Origin of the sequence: Burkholderia sp. BCC1047, assembly GCF_902833155.1 — a bacterium.
Classification (GTDB): Bacteria; Pseudomonadota; Gammaproteobacteria; order Burkholderiales; family Burkholderiaceae; genus Burkholderia; species Burkholderia sola.
The window spans coordinates 44,604-59,226 of the sequence record NZ_CADFEH010000006.1; the positions used below are offsets into that span (position 1 = coordinate 44,604).

The 14,623-nt window shown below is 68.3% G+C and carries 15 protein-coding genes and 1 riboswitch; of the genes, 11 read left to right on the plus strand and 4 right to left on the minus strand.

The window, feature by feature from the left end; genetic code table 11:
• Position 1 precedes the first annotated feature (1 nt).
• The 4 genes from HWX55_RS08845 (at position 2) to HWX55_RS08860 (ending at position 4,237) form a co-directional block, all read left to right on the plus strand.
• Entirely contained in the window at positions 2-904 is a 903-nt protein-coding gene (locus HWX55_RS08845; RefSeq protein ID WP_175975352.1) for an ABC transporter permease subunit, read from the plus strand.
• Between the two features lie 13 nt (positions 905-917).
• Positions 918-1,949 (plus strand): ABC transporter ATP-binding protein, encoded by a 1,032-nt coding sequence (locus tag HWX55_RS08850; protein ID WP_175975353.1) that lies wholly within the window; start codon positions 918-920, stop codon positions 1,947-1,949.
• 83 nt (positions 1,950-2,032) lie between these two features.
• On the plus strand, positions 2,033-2,857 hold the full coding sequence (locus HWX55_RS08855; protein WP_175975354.1) for a phosphodiesterase: 825 nt from the start codon (positions 2,033-2,035) through the stop codon (positions 2,855-2,857).
• Between the two features lie 180 nt (positions 2,858-3,037).
• On the plus strand, positions 3,038-4,237 hold the full coding sequence (locus tag HWX55_RS08860; RefSeq protein WP_175975355.1) for an MFS transporter: 1,200 nt from the start codon (positions 3,038-3,040) through the stop codon (positions 4,235-4,237).
• 21 nt (positions 4,238-4,258) lie between these two features.
• Here HWX55_RS08860 and HWX55_RS08865 read toward each other — a convergent pair whose 3' ends face one another.
• Positions 4,259-5,437 (minus strand): EamA family transporter, encoded by a 1,179-nt coding sequence (locus HWX55_RS08865; protein WP_175975356.1) that lies wholly within the window; start codon positions 5,435-5,437, stop codon positions 4,259-4,261.
• Positions 5,438-5,948: 511 nt separating this feature from the next.
• On the opposite strand from HWX55_RS08865, the gene HWX55_RS08870 reads away from it, so the two are divergent.
• A complete protein-coding gene (locus HWX55_RS08870; RefSeq protein ID WP_175975357.1) occupies positions 5,949-6,302 on the plus strand; it encodes a type II toxin-antitoxin system RelE/ParE family toxin in 354 nt (117 codons plus the stop codon).
• Entirely contained in the window at positions 6,299-6,580 is a 282-nt protein-coding gene (locus HWX55_RS08875) for an XRE family transcriptional regulator (RefSeq protein ID WP_175975358.1), read from the plus strand. The genes HWX55_RS08870 and HWX55_RS08875 overlap by 4 nt, the downstream gene beginning before the upstream one ends.
• 25 nt (positions 6,581-6,605) lie before the next feature.
• Here the strand turns inward: HWX55_RS08875 and HWX55_RS08880 are convergent, their stop codons facing one another.
• From HWX55_RS08880 to HWX55_RS08890, 3 genes are all read right to left on the minus strand, one after another.
• Positions 6,606-7,394 (minus strand): molybdopterin-dependent oxidoreductase, encoded by a 789-nt coding sequence (locus HWX55_RS08880; RefSeq protein WP_175975359.1) that lies wholly within the window; start codon positions 7,392-7,394, stop codon positions 6,606-6,608.
• Positions 7,395-7,421: 27 nt separating this feature from the next.
• Positions 7,422-8,057: a cytochrome b/b6 domain-containing protein gene (locus tag HWX55_RS08885; protein ID WP_175975360.1), complete on the minus strand. Its 636-nt coding sequence runs from the start codon at positions 8,055-8,057 to the stop codon at positions 7,422-7,424.
• Positions 8,058-8,133: 76 nt separating this feature from the next.
• Positions 8,134-8,391: a pentapeptide MXKDX repeat protein gene (locus HWX55_RS08890; protein WP_175975361.1), complete on the minus strand. Its 258-nt coding sequence runs from the start codon at positions 8,389-8,391 to the stop codon at positions 8,134-8,136.
• Positions 8,392-8,661: 270 nt separating this feature from the next.
• Positions 8,662-8,778: riboswitch (TPP riboswitch) on the plus strand.
• A 123-nt stretch (positions 8,779-8,901) separates the two neighbouring features.
• On the opposite strand from HWX55_RS08890, the gene thiC reads away from it, so the two are divergent.
• The 5 genes from thiC to HWX55_RS08915 all read left to right on the plus strand — a co-directional run bounded on the left by thiC (position 8,902) and on the right by HWX55_RS08915 (position 14,612).
• Positions 8,902-10,833, plus strand: a complete 1,932-nt coding sequence (gene thiC, locus HWX55_RS08895; protein WP_175975362.1) for a phosphomethylpyrimidine synthase ThiC — start codon at positions 8,902-8,904, stop codon at positions 10,831-10,833.
• A gap of 232 nt (positions 10,834-11,065) precedes the next feature.
• On the plus strand, positions 11,066-11,278 hold the full coding sequence (locus HWX55_RS08900) for a glycine zipper 2TM domain-containing protein (RefSeq protein WP_011545020.1): 213 nt from the start codon (positions 11,066-11,068) through the stop codon (positions 11,276-11,278).
• A gap of 219 nt (positions 11,279-11,497) precedes the next feature.
• Positions 11,498-11,752, plus strand: a complete 255-nt coding sequence (locus HWX55_RS08905) for a hypothetical protein (protein ID WP_006497666.1) — start codon at positions 11,498-11,500, stop codon at positions 11,750-11,752.
• 152 nt (positions 11,753-11,904) lie between these two features.
• Entirely contained in the window at positions 11,905-12,831 is a 927-nt protein-coding gene (locus HWX55_RS08910) for a DMT family transporter (RefSeq protein ID WP_089488300.1), read from the plus strand.
• Between the two features lie 500 nt (positions 12,832-13,331).
• Positions 13,332-14,612, plus strand: coding sequence for an EAL domain-containing protein (locus HWX55_RS08915; RefSeq protein WP_175975363.1), 1,281 nt, complete (start codon positions 13,332-13,334; stop codon positions 14,610-14,612).
• Positions 14,613-14,623 lie beyond the last annotated feature (11 nt).

A 14,623-nucleotide genomic window follows, 5' to 3' on the forward strand; every position in this document is an offset into this window, starting at 1 on the left:
CATGCAATCGCTTTCCGGCTCTTCCGCGCGGTCGCCGGCACCCGCTCCGGCTCCCTTGCACGCGAAACGTGCCGCCCGGCACGCGCCGCGCGTCGCCGGCGCGCGGGCGATCGCCGCGCTGCAATGGGGCGTCACGCTGCTGCTGTGCGCGTTCCTCATCGTGCCCGTCGTGATGTCGGTGCTCGCGGGGCTGACCGTCAACTATTTCCGCGGCCTGTCGAGCGGCCTCACGCTGCGCTGGCTCGAGCAGGTGTGGCAGCAGTATCACGGCTCGGTCGCGTTGTCGCTCTACGTCGCGTTCGCGACGCTCGCGATCGTGCTCGCGGTCGGCGTGCCGGCCGGCTATGCGCTCGCGCGCAGCAAGAGCCGCATCGCGCGTGCGATCGAGGAAGCGCTCGTGCTGCCGGTCGCGCTGCCGGGGCTGGCTTCGGCGCTCGCGCTGCTGGTCGTGTACGGCGGCTTCACCGCGTTCCGGATGAGCCTGTGGTTCATCGTCGTCGGCCACGTCGTGTTCACGCTGCCGTTCATGGTGCGCGCGGTCGCGGCCGTCGCGGCCGGCGCCGACCTGCGCACGCTCGAGGAAGGCGCGGCGAGCCTCGGGGCATCGTTCGTCACGCGCTTCGTCACGATCGTGCTGCCGAACCTGCGGCCGGGCATCGTCGCCGGTGCGCTCGCGGTGCTCACGCTGTCGATCGGCGAATTCAATCTCACGTGGATGCTGCATACGCCCGACACCAAGACGCTGCCGGTCGGGCTCGCCGATACCTATGCATCGCTGCGCCTCGAAGTCGGCAGCGCGTACACGATCCTGTTCCTGCTGATGACGCTGCCGCTGCTCGTCGCGATGCAGTGGCTCGGCGTCGATCCGTCCGGTACGCGTGCGCTGAAGAAGCGCCCGCGCTGAAATTTTCACAGACATGAAACTCGATTCCACTCCCATCACCCTGACCGGCTGCGCGAAGACCTTCCGCGGCACGCGCGTGCTCGAACCGCTCGACCTGTCGATCGGCGCCGGCGAAACGCTCGTGCTGCTCGGGCCGTCCGGCTGCGGCAAGACGACCACGCTGCGCCTGATCGCGGGACTCGACACGCCGGACGCCGGCGGCACGATCGCGTTCGGCGACGACGACGTCACCGCCCTGCCGATCGAACGCCGGCAAGTCGGCATGGTGTTCCAGAACTACGCGCTGTTTCCGAACCTGACGGTGCGCGGCAACGTCGGCTACGGGCTGAAGATCCGCAAGACCGAGCCGCGTGCGTTGCGCGAACGCGTCGACGAACTGCTCGCGATGATGCGGCTCGACGCGCATGCGGACAAACCGGTCGATCAACTGTCGGGCGGCCAGCGGCAGCGCGTCGCGCTGGCGCGTGCGCTCGCGGTGCGCCCGCGCGTGCTGCTGCTCGACGAACCGCTGACCGCGCTCGACGCGAAGCTGCGCGACGTGCTGCGTCGCGACATGAACGCGCTGCTGCGCGAGCTCGGCGTGACGACCGTCTACGTGACGCACGACCAGGCCGAAGCGATGGAGCTCGGCGACCGGATCGTCGTGATGGGCGCGGGCCGCATCGAGCAGATCGGCACGCCGCGCGAGATCTACTACCAGCCCGCGAACCGCACGGTCGCGCAGTTCATCGGCACGCTGAACCGGCTCGCCGGCCAGTGGCGCGACGGCGCGCTCGAAACGACGGGCGGCGCGATCGCCACGCCGCATGCGGCCGACGAATGGTTCTTCCGCCCCGAGGATGCGCAGCTCGCCGATCCTGCGCATGCATCGCTGCGCGGTGCGGTCGGTGCGTGCGCGTTCCTCGGCGAACGCACGCGGCTCACGATCGAGCATGCGGCGCCCGACGCGCTCGTGATCGACGTGCCGGGCCGCGTCGCGCTTGCGCGCGGCACGGCGGTCGGCCTCACGATCGCGCCGGAAGGGCTGATCGCGCTCGGCGCGTAAGCCGTCGATCGGGCATCATCCAGGCAGCCCCCCACGCGGCGCACGCCGCCGCGACAACAACCAGACGATTCCGAGGAACGACGATGCTGCTTGCTCAAATCAGCGATCTCCACATCAAGCGGCCGGGCCAGCTCGCGTACCGGCGCGTCGACACGGCGGCCGCGCTCGCGCGCTGTATCGAGAAACTGAACGCCCTCGTGCCGCGCCCCGACGCCGTGCTCGTCACCGGCGACCTGACCGACTTCGGCCACGACGAAGAGTACGGCAACCTGCGCGAGCTGCTCGACGCGCTCGAGATTCCGTATTACCTGATGATCGGCAATCACGACGACCGCGCCGGTTTGCGCCGCGCATTCGCCGATCGCGCCGAGCTGCAGGATGGCGAATTCGTGCAGTACGCGCTCGACGTCGGCGCGGTGCGCGTGCTCGCGCTCGATTCGCAGGTGCCGGGCGCGAGCCACGGCGACCTGTGCGACGCCCGGCTCGCGTGGCTCGCCGCGCAGCTCGACGCCGCGCGCGACCGGCCGGTGATCGTTGCGCTGCATCACCCGCCGTTTGTGTCCGGCATCGGGCACATGGACAAGCTGCGTCTCGCGCCCGCCGCCGCCGCGAAATTCGATGCACTGCTGCGCGGCCATCCGAACGTCGAGCGCGTGCTGTGCGGTCACGTGCACCGCACGATGTTCACGCGCTTCGGCGGCACGCTCGCGTGCGCGGTGCCGTCGCCCGCGCATCAGGTCGCGTTCGACTTGCGAGTCGATGGGCCGTCCGCATTCCGGCTCGAACCGCCGGCGTTCGCGGTCCATCGTCATGCGCCCGATACGGGGATGATGTCGCATCACGTCTATGTGGATGAAGGCGCGGGGCCGTATCCGTTCTACGAGCCGACCGGCGAGCTGGTCGACTGACGACGTGAAGCGCGTGCCGTGACGGGCGGCGGCCGGCCGGTTGTGCCCGTTATACCGGTTATGCGGCCGGCAGGATTCGCGTCGCTCCGGTATGATCGGCAGCCTCGACCGGCGCCCGGCCTGACTGCGCACCCGACGCGTGCGCCGCCTGCCGCGCCGCCCCACTCCGTCGCCGCCGCCATGTCCACTGCCTCGACCGATCGTCCGACCGACGCCCCCTCGCCCCACTATTCGCGCGGCCTGCTGTTGCTGCTTGCGACGATCGCGGGCGTATCGGTCGCGAACATCTACTACAACCAGCCGCTGCTCGACAGCTTCCGCTCGTCCTTCCCCGACAGCGCGTCATGGATCGGCGTGGTGCCGACCGCGACGCAGCTCGGCTATGCGGCCGGCATGTTCCTGCTCGCGCCGCTCGGCGACCGCTTCGATCGCCGCGGGCTGATCCTGCTGCAGATCGCCGCGCTGTCGATCGCGCTGATCGCGGCGGCCGCCGCGCCGTCGCTCGTCGTACTCGCGTTCGCGAGCCTCGCGATCGGCATCCTCGCGACCATCGCGCAGCAGGCCGTGCCGTTCGCCGCCGAAATCGCGCCGCCGGCCGAACGCGGCCACGCGGTCGGCACCGTGATGAGCGGCCTGCTGCTCGGCATCCTGCTCGCGCGTACGGCCGCCGGCTTCGTCGCCGAGTATTTCGGCTGGCGCGCGGTGTTCGCCGCGTCGGTCGCGGCGCTCGTCGCGCTCGCCGTCGTGATCGTGCTGCGGCTGCCGCGCAGCTCGCCGACGTCGACGCTGTCATACGGCAAGCTGCTCGGCTCGATGTGGCATCTGGTCGTCGAGTTGCGCGGGCTGCGCGAGGCATCGCTGACGGGCGCCGCGCTGTTCGCGGCGTTCAGCGCGTTCTGGCCGGTGCTCACGCTGCTGCTCGCCGGCGCGCCGTTCCACCTCGGCCCGCAGGCCGCCGGCCTGTTCGGGATCGTCGGAGCCGCGGGCGCGCTCGCCGCGCCGTATGCGGGCCGCTTCGCGGACACCCGCGGCCCGCGGGCGATCATCTCGCTCGCGATCGCGCTGCTCGCGCTGTCGTTCGTGATCTTCGCGCTGTCGGGTTCGAGCCTCGTCGGGCTGGTGATCGGCGTGATCGTGCTCGACGTGGGCGTACAGGCCGCGCAGATCTCGAACCAGTCGCGCATCTATGCGCTGAAGCCCGACGCGCGCAGCCGCGTGAACACGGTGTACATGGTGTGCTATTTCATCGGCGGCGCGCTCGGCTCGTCGGCCGGCGTCGCCGCATGGCGCGCGTTCGGCTGGACCGGCATGTGCGCGGCCGGCCTGCTGTTCACCGCGCTCGCCGGCTGGTCCCACCATCGCGGCGGCCGGCGCGGCTGAGCACGACCGGCCACCGCGGCGTCACGCGTCGGTGCGCGACGCGGCCGGCTCGGCGACGGCGGGCGGCGGCGCGAACGCCGGGGCCGGGTCGATCACCGCGGCGGGATCCATCACCGCCGCGGGCGTCGGCACCGCGAGCGGGACGGCGGAAGGCGCGAGGATCGGCGCGGCCTCCTGCGTGGCGACCGGCTCGGCGGCAGGCGAAGCGTCCGCCGTCACCGCCTGCTCGGCCGCCATGGCCGGCGAACCGGCAGCAGCGGCCGCCGCGGGCCGGCGCGCCGGGTCGAACACGAACGACAATCCGACGCTGCCGAGGATCGCGACGGTCGCGACGACGGTCGCCATCGTCACCGGTTCGCCCAGCAGCAGCGCACCGAGCGCGACCGCGACGATCGGGTTCACGTACATGCAGCTGCTCGCGATGATCGGGCTCGTGTGGCGGATCAGGTAGCCGTACGCGACGTACGCGGCCATCGTGCAGAACACCATCAGGTACACGAACGCGAACACCGGCCCGACGGCCAACTGCTCGACGCGTTCGCCGAGCAGCCACGCGACGATCGTCGACATCAGGCCGCCGAGGCCGATCTGCAGCGACGTCGACAGGAACAGGTCCGACGGCAGCTTGAGCCGCGTCGCGAGATGCGCGCCGCCCGCCCAGAACAGCGCGCCGGCCAGCACGCAGATCGTGCCGAGCGCCGAGTTCGAGGCGGCCGAACCGCCCGAATTCAGCACGACGATGCCGACCATCCCGAGCGCGACGGCCGCCCACTCGCCCTTCGTCACCGGCCGCCCGGCCACCGCCGCGATCACGGTCGCGAACAGCGGCACCGTGGCGACCATCACCGCGGCCGACCCGCTGCTGACCGTGCGCATGCCGAGCGCGATCGTGCCGGACGACAGCGCGACGAGCATCGTGCCGACGATCGCCGAGTTGCGGATTTCCAGCAGCGTCGGCCATTCGGGCTTGCGCCGCAGCGCGAAGATGAACAGCCCGATTCCACCGAGCAGGTTGCGCAGCCCCGACAGCAGCAGCGGCGGGAACGACTGCAGCGCGAAATGCAGCCCGCTGTAGGTCGAACCCCAGACGAAATAGATGAAGACGAGCGCGAGCGCCACGCGGCCGCCGCGGCTTTGCGGCAGGCGGATCCGGAACGAAAAACGGGCGAGGAAATCGAGGAGGCGGTCGAGCGGCGTCATCGAGTCACCCGCTCGCACGTCACGCCGCGTGCTCCGCTGAAAGGCGCCGGCGATGCCGGCAAACGGTCCATGCGGGACCGGGAAGGCAGAGCGAACGTGCGGGACGACATGGCAGTGCGAACGGCGACGAAAGAGAACCGGCAAGCGGCGGCAAAAGGGCAAAAACGGGGCAAAAAAAACGTGCGCAACCGCGCGGCCGCACACGCTCGGCATTATGGCATCAAGGATTCGAAAGCATCGTCGGACCTGTCTGAAAGATATCGACTGATGTTTCGGCGCGACATTTTTTCCGGCGCCGGCCCGGTGAAATCGGGGGCCGGATACGCAATGCGGGGACGGCCGGCGTATCGGAGAGCCGCCTGAGTCGCCATTCGCAGCCGTCGATCCAGCATCGGCCGGACGGCCAGTGATATGCGCCGGCGCTTCGCGGCGCGTCTATCGTGACGGACGGCGTGCCCGCGCGCCGCCGTCTGCAGCCTCTTTCCGACACTCACAACACACATACAAAATTTTGTATAATCCAGATATACTTCCGCCGAAGCCGGTCGTTTTCGTCGGCAGCGCGTTGGCCGATCTCCGCGGCTTTCCGCTGCCGGCACGGCGCGAAGCCGGCCACCAGATCGACCAGGTGCAGCGCGGCCTCGCACCCGACGACTGGAAACCGATGCGCACCATCGGCGTCGGCGTGCGGGAAATTCGCCTGCGCGATGCGAGCGGCGCATTCCGGATCGTCTACGTCGCGACTTTCCCCGAGGCGATCTACGTGCTGCACTGCTTCCGCAAGCAATCGACGCGCACGAACAAGACCGATATCGACCTCGCCGCCCGCCGCTATCGGTCGCTGATGATGGAGTCGAAACGTTGACCAATGAACGTTATGCGAACGTCTGGGACGCAATCGAAAGCGAGCCGGCGGAAGCCGCGAACATGAAACTGCGCTCCGAACTGATGATCGCGCTCAAGCAGCGCATCGCGCGGCTCGAGCTGAGCCAGGCCGAAGCCGCGAAGCAACTGGGCGTCACGCAGCCGCGCGTGTCCGACCTGATGCGCGGCAAGATCAACCTGTTCGGGCTCGACGCGCTCGTGAACATGGCCGCGGCGGTCGGCCTGCACGTCGATCTGCAGGTACGCGAATCCACGTGACGCATGCGCACGCCACGCGCACCGCTCACGATCCGCCGAACCAGTTGTAGCCCTGATCGACCCAGTAGCCGCCCGGGAACGTATCGGTCACGAAGATTTCCATGATGTGCTTCGGGTTCTTGTAGCCGAGCTTGGTCGGCATCCGCAGCTTCATCGGGAAACCGTATTCCGGCGGCAGACGATGGCCGTCGTACTCGAATGCGAGCAACGTCTGCGGATGCAGCGCGGTCGGCATGTCGATGCTCTCGTAGTAGTCGTCCGCACATTTGAAGCCGACGTATTTCGCGTGCGTATCGGCACCGGCGCGCGCGAGGAATGCGCCGAACGGCGTGCCGCCCCAGCGGCCGATCGCACTCCACCCTTCCACGCAGATATGCCGCGTGATCTGTTCCGCGTGCGGCAGCGCATACAACTCGTCGAGCGTCCACACGCGCTTGCCGGTCACGCGGCCCGACAGCACCAGCCGGTACGTCGACGCGTCGACGTGCCGCACTTCGTCGATCCCGTAGTACGCGTTGAACGGAAACGGCCGCGTGATGTCGGCTTCGGTGTAGGTCGGCGCGAGCTGGTTCGGGTTGAACAGCCACGCCTGCACGCGATCGTTCATGCGCGACACTTTTTCGAGAAACGTGTTGACCGATGCATCATCCTGCAGCGTGCAGCCGGTCAGCATCGCAAGGCCGCCGACCGTCAGCACGCGCCGGTTGAAGAGCCGTCGCGACGGCATCTCGAGTTCGCGGCGCAAATCAAGTTCGAGCGACTTCCGGTCGAGCGTCCAGCGCGGCTCGCCGCGGGGTTTTTCGGATTCCGACATGATGATTTCCTTCGCCCGCGAAGCGGGTCAGCGGCCGCGCAGCATCGCGAGCAGCGAGCGCGGCACCAGCAACGCCATCGCGACGTGAACGACGACGAATGCGACGAGCAGCGCCATCGCCCAGAAGTGCACGATGCGCGCGTTGTCGTAGCCGCCGAACAGCTCGCGCAGCAGCGGGAATTGCACCGATTTCCAGATCGTGAGCCCGGACAACACCAACAAGACGAGATCGACGATCGCGGTCAGGTACGCGGCACGCTGCACCGCGTTGTAGACGCTCAGGTCGTCGTGCGACAGCCGCCCGCCGAGCGCGGCGCGCACGTCGCGCCACACCGACGCGGGCGTCACGGGCAGCAGCTTGCGTGCGAGGCGCCCCGTCGCGATCGACATCGCGAGATAGAACAGCCCGTTGCCGACCAGCAGCCACATCGCCGCGAAATGCCATTGCAGCGCGCCGCCGAGCCAGCCGCCGAGCGTGATGCCGTGCGCGAACGTGAACGACGGATAGATCGGCGACGCGTCGTAGATGCGCCAGCCGGATAGCGCCATCAGGATCGCCGCGAGCGCGTTGAGCCAGTGGCTCGCGCGCACCCACCGCGGATGGATCGTCGTCGGCGCGGGCGGCGGCACGCTCGCACGATCGGTGACAGGAACCGTTTGCATGATGATGACTCCCGGAATGAGGCGACGGGACGCTATGCGCGCCGATGACCGGCCGCCCGCGCCCCGCACGCATTCGTCAGTTCGACGGGCTCATGGCGTCCTTCTTCATCGCGTCGCCCTTCTTCATCGCGTCGTGGCCCATCGCATCCTTCTTCATCGCATGCTTCTTCATGCCGTCCTTCTTCATCGCGCCGTCCTTCGCCATCGCGTCGTGGCCCATCGCGTCCTTCGACATCGACATGCCGTCCTTCGACATCGCATCGTTCTGCGCATGGGCGCCCGTTGCGATCGTGGCAAGTGCGGCGACGCAGGCGGCAAGGAATACGTTTTTCATGACATCTCTCCGATACATGGGTTTGGGAGCCGAATAGACGGAGGACGCCGCCGGAAATGACAGCGATGTCGAAAATTTTTTCGAAACGGGAAACAACGGACGGAAATGCTGCACTGCCCGCCCCTTCCGTCCCGGGCGACACGGCGGGTAGACGGCCGCGCCTGCTGCGGCGCACCGCGTCGGCGTCGACGTCCGCGCCCCGCCCGCTGCCCGCCGACATCGGCTTCGCACCCGGTTGAAACCGCCGCCAAGCCGGTGTATCGTGTGCCCTTGCTAACGCGGGGGTCCTGCAATGCGTTCGGTCAAACAACCGGCATTGCGGGTGAGAAATACCCTTTGAACCTGATCTGGATAATGCCAGCGCAGGGAAGCGTACGGATTTCGCCGCCATCCTTCTGACGAAATCCGCCGCCTCACCAAGCCTCGTCTCCTGCTTAGCTCGAGCCCACATTCGTCAAGGGCTCCGGGCAAGCGCCGACGCGCCTGTCCGGCGCCCGCACAGGAGATTGCATGAACGCCAATCCGAAGTTTCTGTCTGCCGACGCGCACGTCGACGCCGCTGCCGTCGCGCCGCTGCCCAATTCGCGAAAGGTCTATGTAACCGGCTCGCAGCCCGACATCCGCGTGCCGATGCGCGAGATCACGCAGGCCGACACCCCGACCGGCTTCGGCGGCGAGAAGAATCCGCCGATCTACGTGTACGACACGTCGGGCCCGTACACCGATCCGGACGCGAAGATCGACATCCGCGCGGGCCTGCCCGCGCTGCGCCAGCGCTGGATCGAAGCGCGCGGCGACACCGAGGTGCTCCCCGGCCTGTCGAGCCAGTACGGCCTCGAGCGCGCGGCCGATCCGGCCACGGCCGACCTGCGTTTCCCGGGCCTGCACCGCAACCCGCGCCGCGCGCAGCCCGGCAAGAACGTCACGCAAATGCACTACGCGCGTCAGGGCATCATCACGCCGGAAATGGAATACATCGCGATCCGCGAGAACCAGCGCCGCGCCGAATACATCGAGAGCCTGAAGTCGAGCGGCCCGAACGGCGCGAAGCTCGCCGCGATGATGGGCCGCCAGCACCCGGGCCAGGCGTTCGGCGCCGCGGCCTTCGGCGCGAACGCGCTGGCCGAGATCACGCCGGAATTCGTGCGCGACGAAATCGCACGCGGCCGCGCGATCATCCCCGCCAACATCAACCACCCGGAATCCGAGCCGATGATCATCGGCCGCAACTTCCTCGTGAAGATCAACGCGAATATCGGCAACTCGGCCGTCACGTCGTCGATCGGCGAGGAAGTCGACAAGATGACGTGGGCGATCCGCTGGGGTGGCGACACGGTGATGGACCTGTCGACCGGCAAGCACATCCATGAAACGCGCGAGTGGATCATCCGCAACAGCCCGGTGCCGATCGGCACGGTGCCGATCTACCAGGCGCTCGAAAAGGTCAACGGCAAGGCCGAGGACCTGACCTGGGAAATCTTCCGCGACACGCTGATCGAACAGGCCGAACAAGGCGTCGACTACTTCACGATCCACGCGGGCGTGCGCCTGCAGTACGTGCCGCTCACAGCGAACCGGATGACGGGCATCGTGTCGCGCGGCGGCTCGATCATGGCGAAGTGGTGCCTCGCGCATCACAAGGAAAGCTTCCTGTACGAACACTTCGAAGAGATCTGCGAGATCATGAAGGCGTACGACGTGAGCTTCTCGCTCGGCGACGGCCTGCGTCCCGGCTCGATCTACGACGCGAACGACGAAGCGCAGCTCGGCGAACTGAAGACGCTCGGCGAGCTCACGCAGATCGCGTGGAAGCACGACGTGCAGGTGATGATCGAAGGCCCCGGCCACGTGCCGATGCAGCTGATCAAGGAGAACATGGATCTCCAGCTCGACTGGTGCAAGGAAGCGCCGTTCTACACGCTCGGGCCGCTGACCACCGACATCGCGCCGGGCTACGACCACATCACGTCGGGCATCGGCGCCGCGATGATCGGCTGGTTCGGCACCGCGATGCTGTGCTACGTGACGCCGAAGGAACACCTCGGGCTGCCGAACAAGGACGACGTGAAGGAAGGGATCATCACGTACAAGCTCGCCGCGCACGCCGCCGACCTCGCCAAGGGTCACCCGGGCGCGCAGGTGCGCGACAACGCGCTGTCGAAGGCGCGCTTCGAGTTCCGCTGGGAAGACCAGTTCAATATCGGTCTCGATCCGGACAAGGCGCGCGAATTCCACGACGAAACGCTGCCGAAGGATTCGGCGAAGGTCGCACACTTCTGCTCGATGTGCGGCCCGCATTTCTGCTCGATGAAGATCACGCAGGACGTGCGCGAATTCGCGGCGCAGCAGGGCGTGTCGGAAACCGAGGCGCTGCAGAAAGGGATGGAGGTCAAGGCGGTCGAGTTCGTGAAGACGGGCGCCGAGATCTATCACCGTCAGTAAGCGCGCGCAGCGGGCCGCACCGGCCCGTCTGGCGATGCCTGAAGCCCGCTTTCGAGCGGGCTTTTTTGCGCATGCCGTGTGCCTGCCGGCGGACGCGAAACAATTGATTACGAAACCGCGCGAGCCTTAACAAGTCCTTACAGCAGCAGCGCGGGGCGGCGCGTAGATTGGGGACATGCGCGGCCGCCAGCCGGTCGTGCGCCTTCCGTTCACTACCACAAGGACAACGATCATGAACTCGATTCGGCGTTTTGGGGTATGCGCGCTTCTCGTCGCGACGGTGGCCAGCCTGTCGGCCTGCGATTCGATGTCGCGACGCCAGCGTGATACGGCAATCGGTGCGGGTGTCGGCGGCGTCGCCGGCGCGGCGATCGGCGGCAACGCGCTGTCGACGCTGGGCGGCGCGGCGGCCGGCGGCATCATCGGTAACCAGGTCGGCAAGTAAGTCGTCCGACATCGGCCGGTTGGGCGTCGTCGCCCAGCCGCAGGCCGGCCGGTCCAACGGCGTTTCCGCGGTGCGGAAGCGCCGTTTTCGTATGTCCTGCCGGAACCGGCGCGGCCGCTGCGCCCGGAAATGATCGGTTACCGTTTTTCATGCCGTGTCATCGGTACTCGGCCTAAGCTACAAGCATCTGCCGATAGCCGGCTCCGCCGGAGACACATCATGAACAGGACCTTCGTCGCCGCGGCGCTTGCCTGTACGACGCTTGCCGGTTGCTACTATCCGTACGGCTATTATCCGGGCGGCTATTACACGGCGGCGCCGGTGCCGGTACAGCCCGCGCCCGTGTATGTCGATCCCGCCCCCGCCTATTACTATCCGGCGCCTGCGTATGCGCCCGCATGGGGCGGTTACTGGGGCCCGGCGCTGTCGCTCAATTTCGGCTTCGGCGGACGCGGCGGCTGGCGTCATCACTGATCCGACCGGCCGCGCCGCACGCGGTCGGCCGGCCGCCGCCCGGCGGCAAACCGGCGAAATTCCCGTTTCTTGTCGTTTCATCCGATCATGAAACGACGGTGAGGTCGCGCGGTGTAAGATTCCTCGCATCCCGTCCCCGCCCTCGCCGATCGATGTCGCCCAAGAACGCTTTCCTGCTGACCGTGCTCGCCGCCCTGTGGGGCGCATCCTTCCTGTTCATCCGGGTCGGCGTCGTCGATTTCGGCGTCGCGCCGCTGATGGCGCTGCGCGTGGGCATCGGCGCGCTGTTTCTCGCGGGCTTCGCGCTGACGCGCTTCAAACCCGCCGATCTCGGCGCCCGGCTACGCCGTCATGCGTGGCCGCTGTTCGTCGTCGGCGCACTGAATTCGGGCATCCCGTTCTGCCTGTTCGCGTTCGCCGAACTGACGCTGTCGGCCGGGTTGACGTCGGTGATCAACGCGACGACGCCGCTGTGGGGCGCGCTCGTCGCTTACCTGTGGCTGAAGGACAAGCTGTCGCTGCCGCGCGCGCTCGGCCTCGTGATCGGGTTTGCCGGCGTGCTCACGCTCGTGTGGAACCAGGTCGCGAACGCGCACGGCGACACGGGCGCCAGCGCGACCGCGCTCGCCGCGGCGGCCGCACTCGGCGCGACGCTGCTGTACGGCATCGCGGCCAACTATACGAAACGCAAGCTCAGCGGCGTCGATCCGCTCGTCAACGCGGCCGGCAGCATGATCGGCTCGACCGTGCTGCTGCTGCCGTTCGCGATCGCGACGTGGCCGGCCGCGCCGGTCGGGGTGCACGCATGGGGCGCGGTGCTCGCGCTCGGCGTCGCGTGCACCGGCATCGCATATTTCATCTTCTTCTACCTGATCGCGCATGTCGGGCCCGCCCGCGCGATTACCGTCACGTTCGTGATCCCCGTGTTCGGGCTGCTGTGGGGCGCGCTGTTCCTCGGCGAACACGTGTCGGCCGTGATGATCGAAGGCTGCGTGATCGTGCTCGTCGGCACCGCGCTCGCCACCGGCGTGATCAAGCGGATTCCGGGCGTCCGACCGCGCGGCGGCGAGGCGACCTGACGATCGGCGCGCCGGGCGCGCACGGACCGCCGCCGGTCGCGCGGCGATGCCGGTGTCGACGCGACGCGGGTTGGCCGACGCGCCGCCGATCGCACCGCGGTGCGCGGGCATTCGTTTCATTCGTCTGACGGCGGCGGTTGACCGCCGGAATTTCCCGTATCCGCCTGCGCATCGGGCGGCATCGACGCACGGTCATGCCGCCGTCGTGTCGCGGAATTGTCATCTGTCGCCGTCATGCCCTTCGTTTCGCGACGGTCATGCACCGTACGCAGGCATGCGACGCCGTCGCCGCGCTGCCGCGCACGGGCCGGAATCGCGGTGTACCGTTTGCGTCTGGAGTTACCCTGATACGCGCGCCGCGGCAATCCCGTTACACTCGGAACACTTATTCGCAGAAGGCGTTTCGATGCCCCACGTTCTTTCGCGCCCGCCTGCGCATGCGGCTGCATCGGCGTGGCGGGGCGTCGGCGCCCCGCCGCCCGCTTCCGGGCACCGTTGACATGAAGCCCGCTCGCGACCTGTCGCTCGACGCCCTCCTCCAACGCCTCACGCCGACACCCCACGGCTGGCTCGCCACCTATCGCACCACGACGTTGCGCAGCGTGTTCCAGCCCGTGCTGTCGATCACGCACAAGCGCGTCGTCGGCTACGAGGCGCTGCTGCGCGTCGTCGACGGGAACGGTGCGCTGGTGTCGCCCACCGCCCTGTTCGACAAGACGCGCGGCGACGCCGACGCGCTGCTGCTCGACCGGCTCGCGCGCTGCCTGCACACGGCCAACTTCGTCACGCAAGGCATCGGCGACGGCTGGCTGTTCCTGAACGTGACGCCGCGCGTGCTGGACACTGGCCTCGTGCAGCGCGAGTTCGTCGAGGCGCTGTGCCGGCATTTCGCACTGCCGCCGAACCGCATCGTGCTGGAAGTGATCGAGCAGCCGGCGCGCGACGAAGCCGCGCTCGCCCGCACGATCGACATGATCCAGCATCGCGATTTCCTGATCGCGATCGACGATTTCGGCACCGGCTTCTCGAACTTCGACCGCGTGTGGCGCGCGCGGCCCGACATCGTGAAGCTCGACCGCTCGCTCGTCGAGCGTTCGACCGGCTCGGCCGACGATCGCCGCATCATGCATCACCTCGTGTCGATGCTCCACCAGGCCGGCGCGATGGTGCTGGCCGAAGGCGTCGAAAGCGACGACGCGCTGCAGGCGCTGATGGAAGCCGACATCGATTTCGTGCAGGGTTTCCAGTTCGGCCAGCCCGACGCGTCGATCGCGCACGCGAGCGCGGCGGCGCCCGCGATGCTCGACGCCGCGTGGCGGCGCTTCATCGCCCGCCGGCATACGCCGGTGGCCGCCGAGCAGCCGGGCTTCGACGCGATCGAACGGCTCGTGCTCAGCGGCGCGGCCGCGTTTTCGGCGAGCGGCAGCCTGCAGGACGCCGCGCAACGCGTGTTCGCGGTGCCGGCCGCGCGACGCGTGTTCGTCACGGACGAGACCGGCGAACAGTTCCTGCCGTCGATCGGCGCACCGCCCGACGACAGCCAGGCGAGCGTCACCCGCCTCGCCCCGCTATTCCCCGAGACCCACAGCAACTGGTCGCGGCGCCCGTATTTCCAGCGCGCGATCGCCGCCCCCGGACGCGTCGCGCTGATGGGCCCGCACTTCTCGCTGACGGAAGGCCGCGACTGCTATACGGCCGCCGTCGCGATCCGCGCGCAGAGCCGGCTCGTCGTGTTCTGCGTCGACTTCGTGCTCGACAGCGCGGGAACCGTGATGCGGTAAGCGGCGCGCAC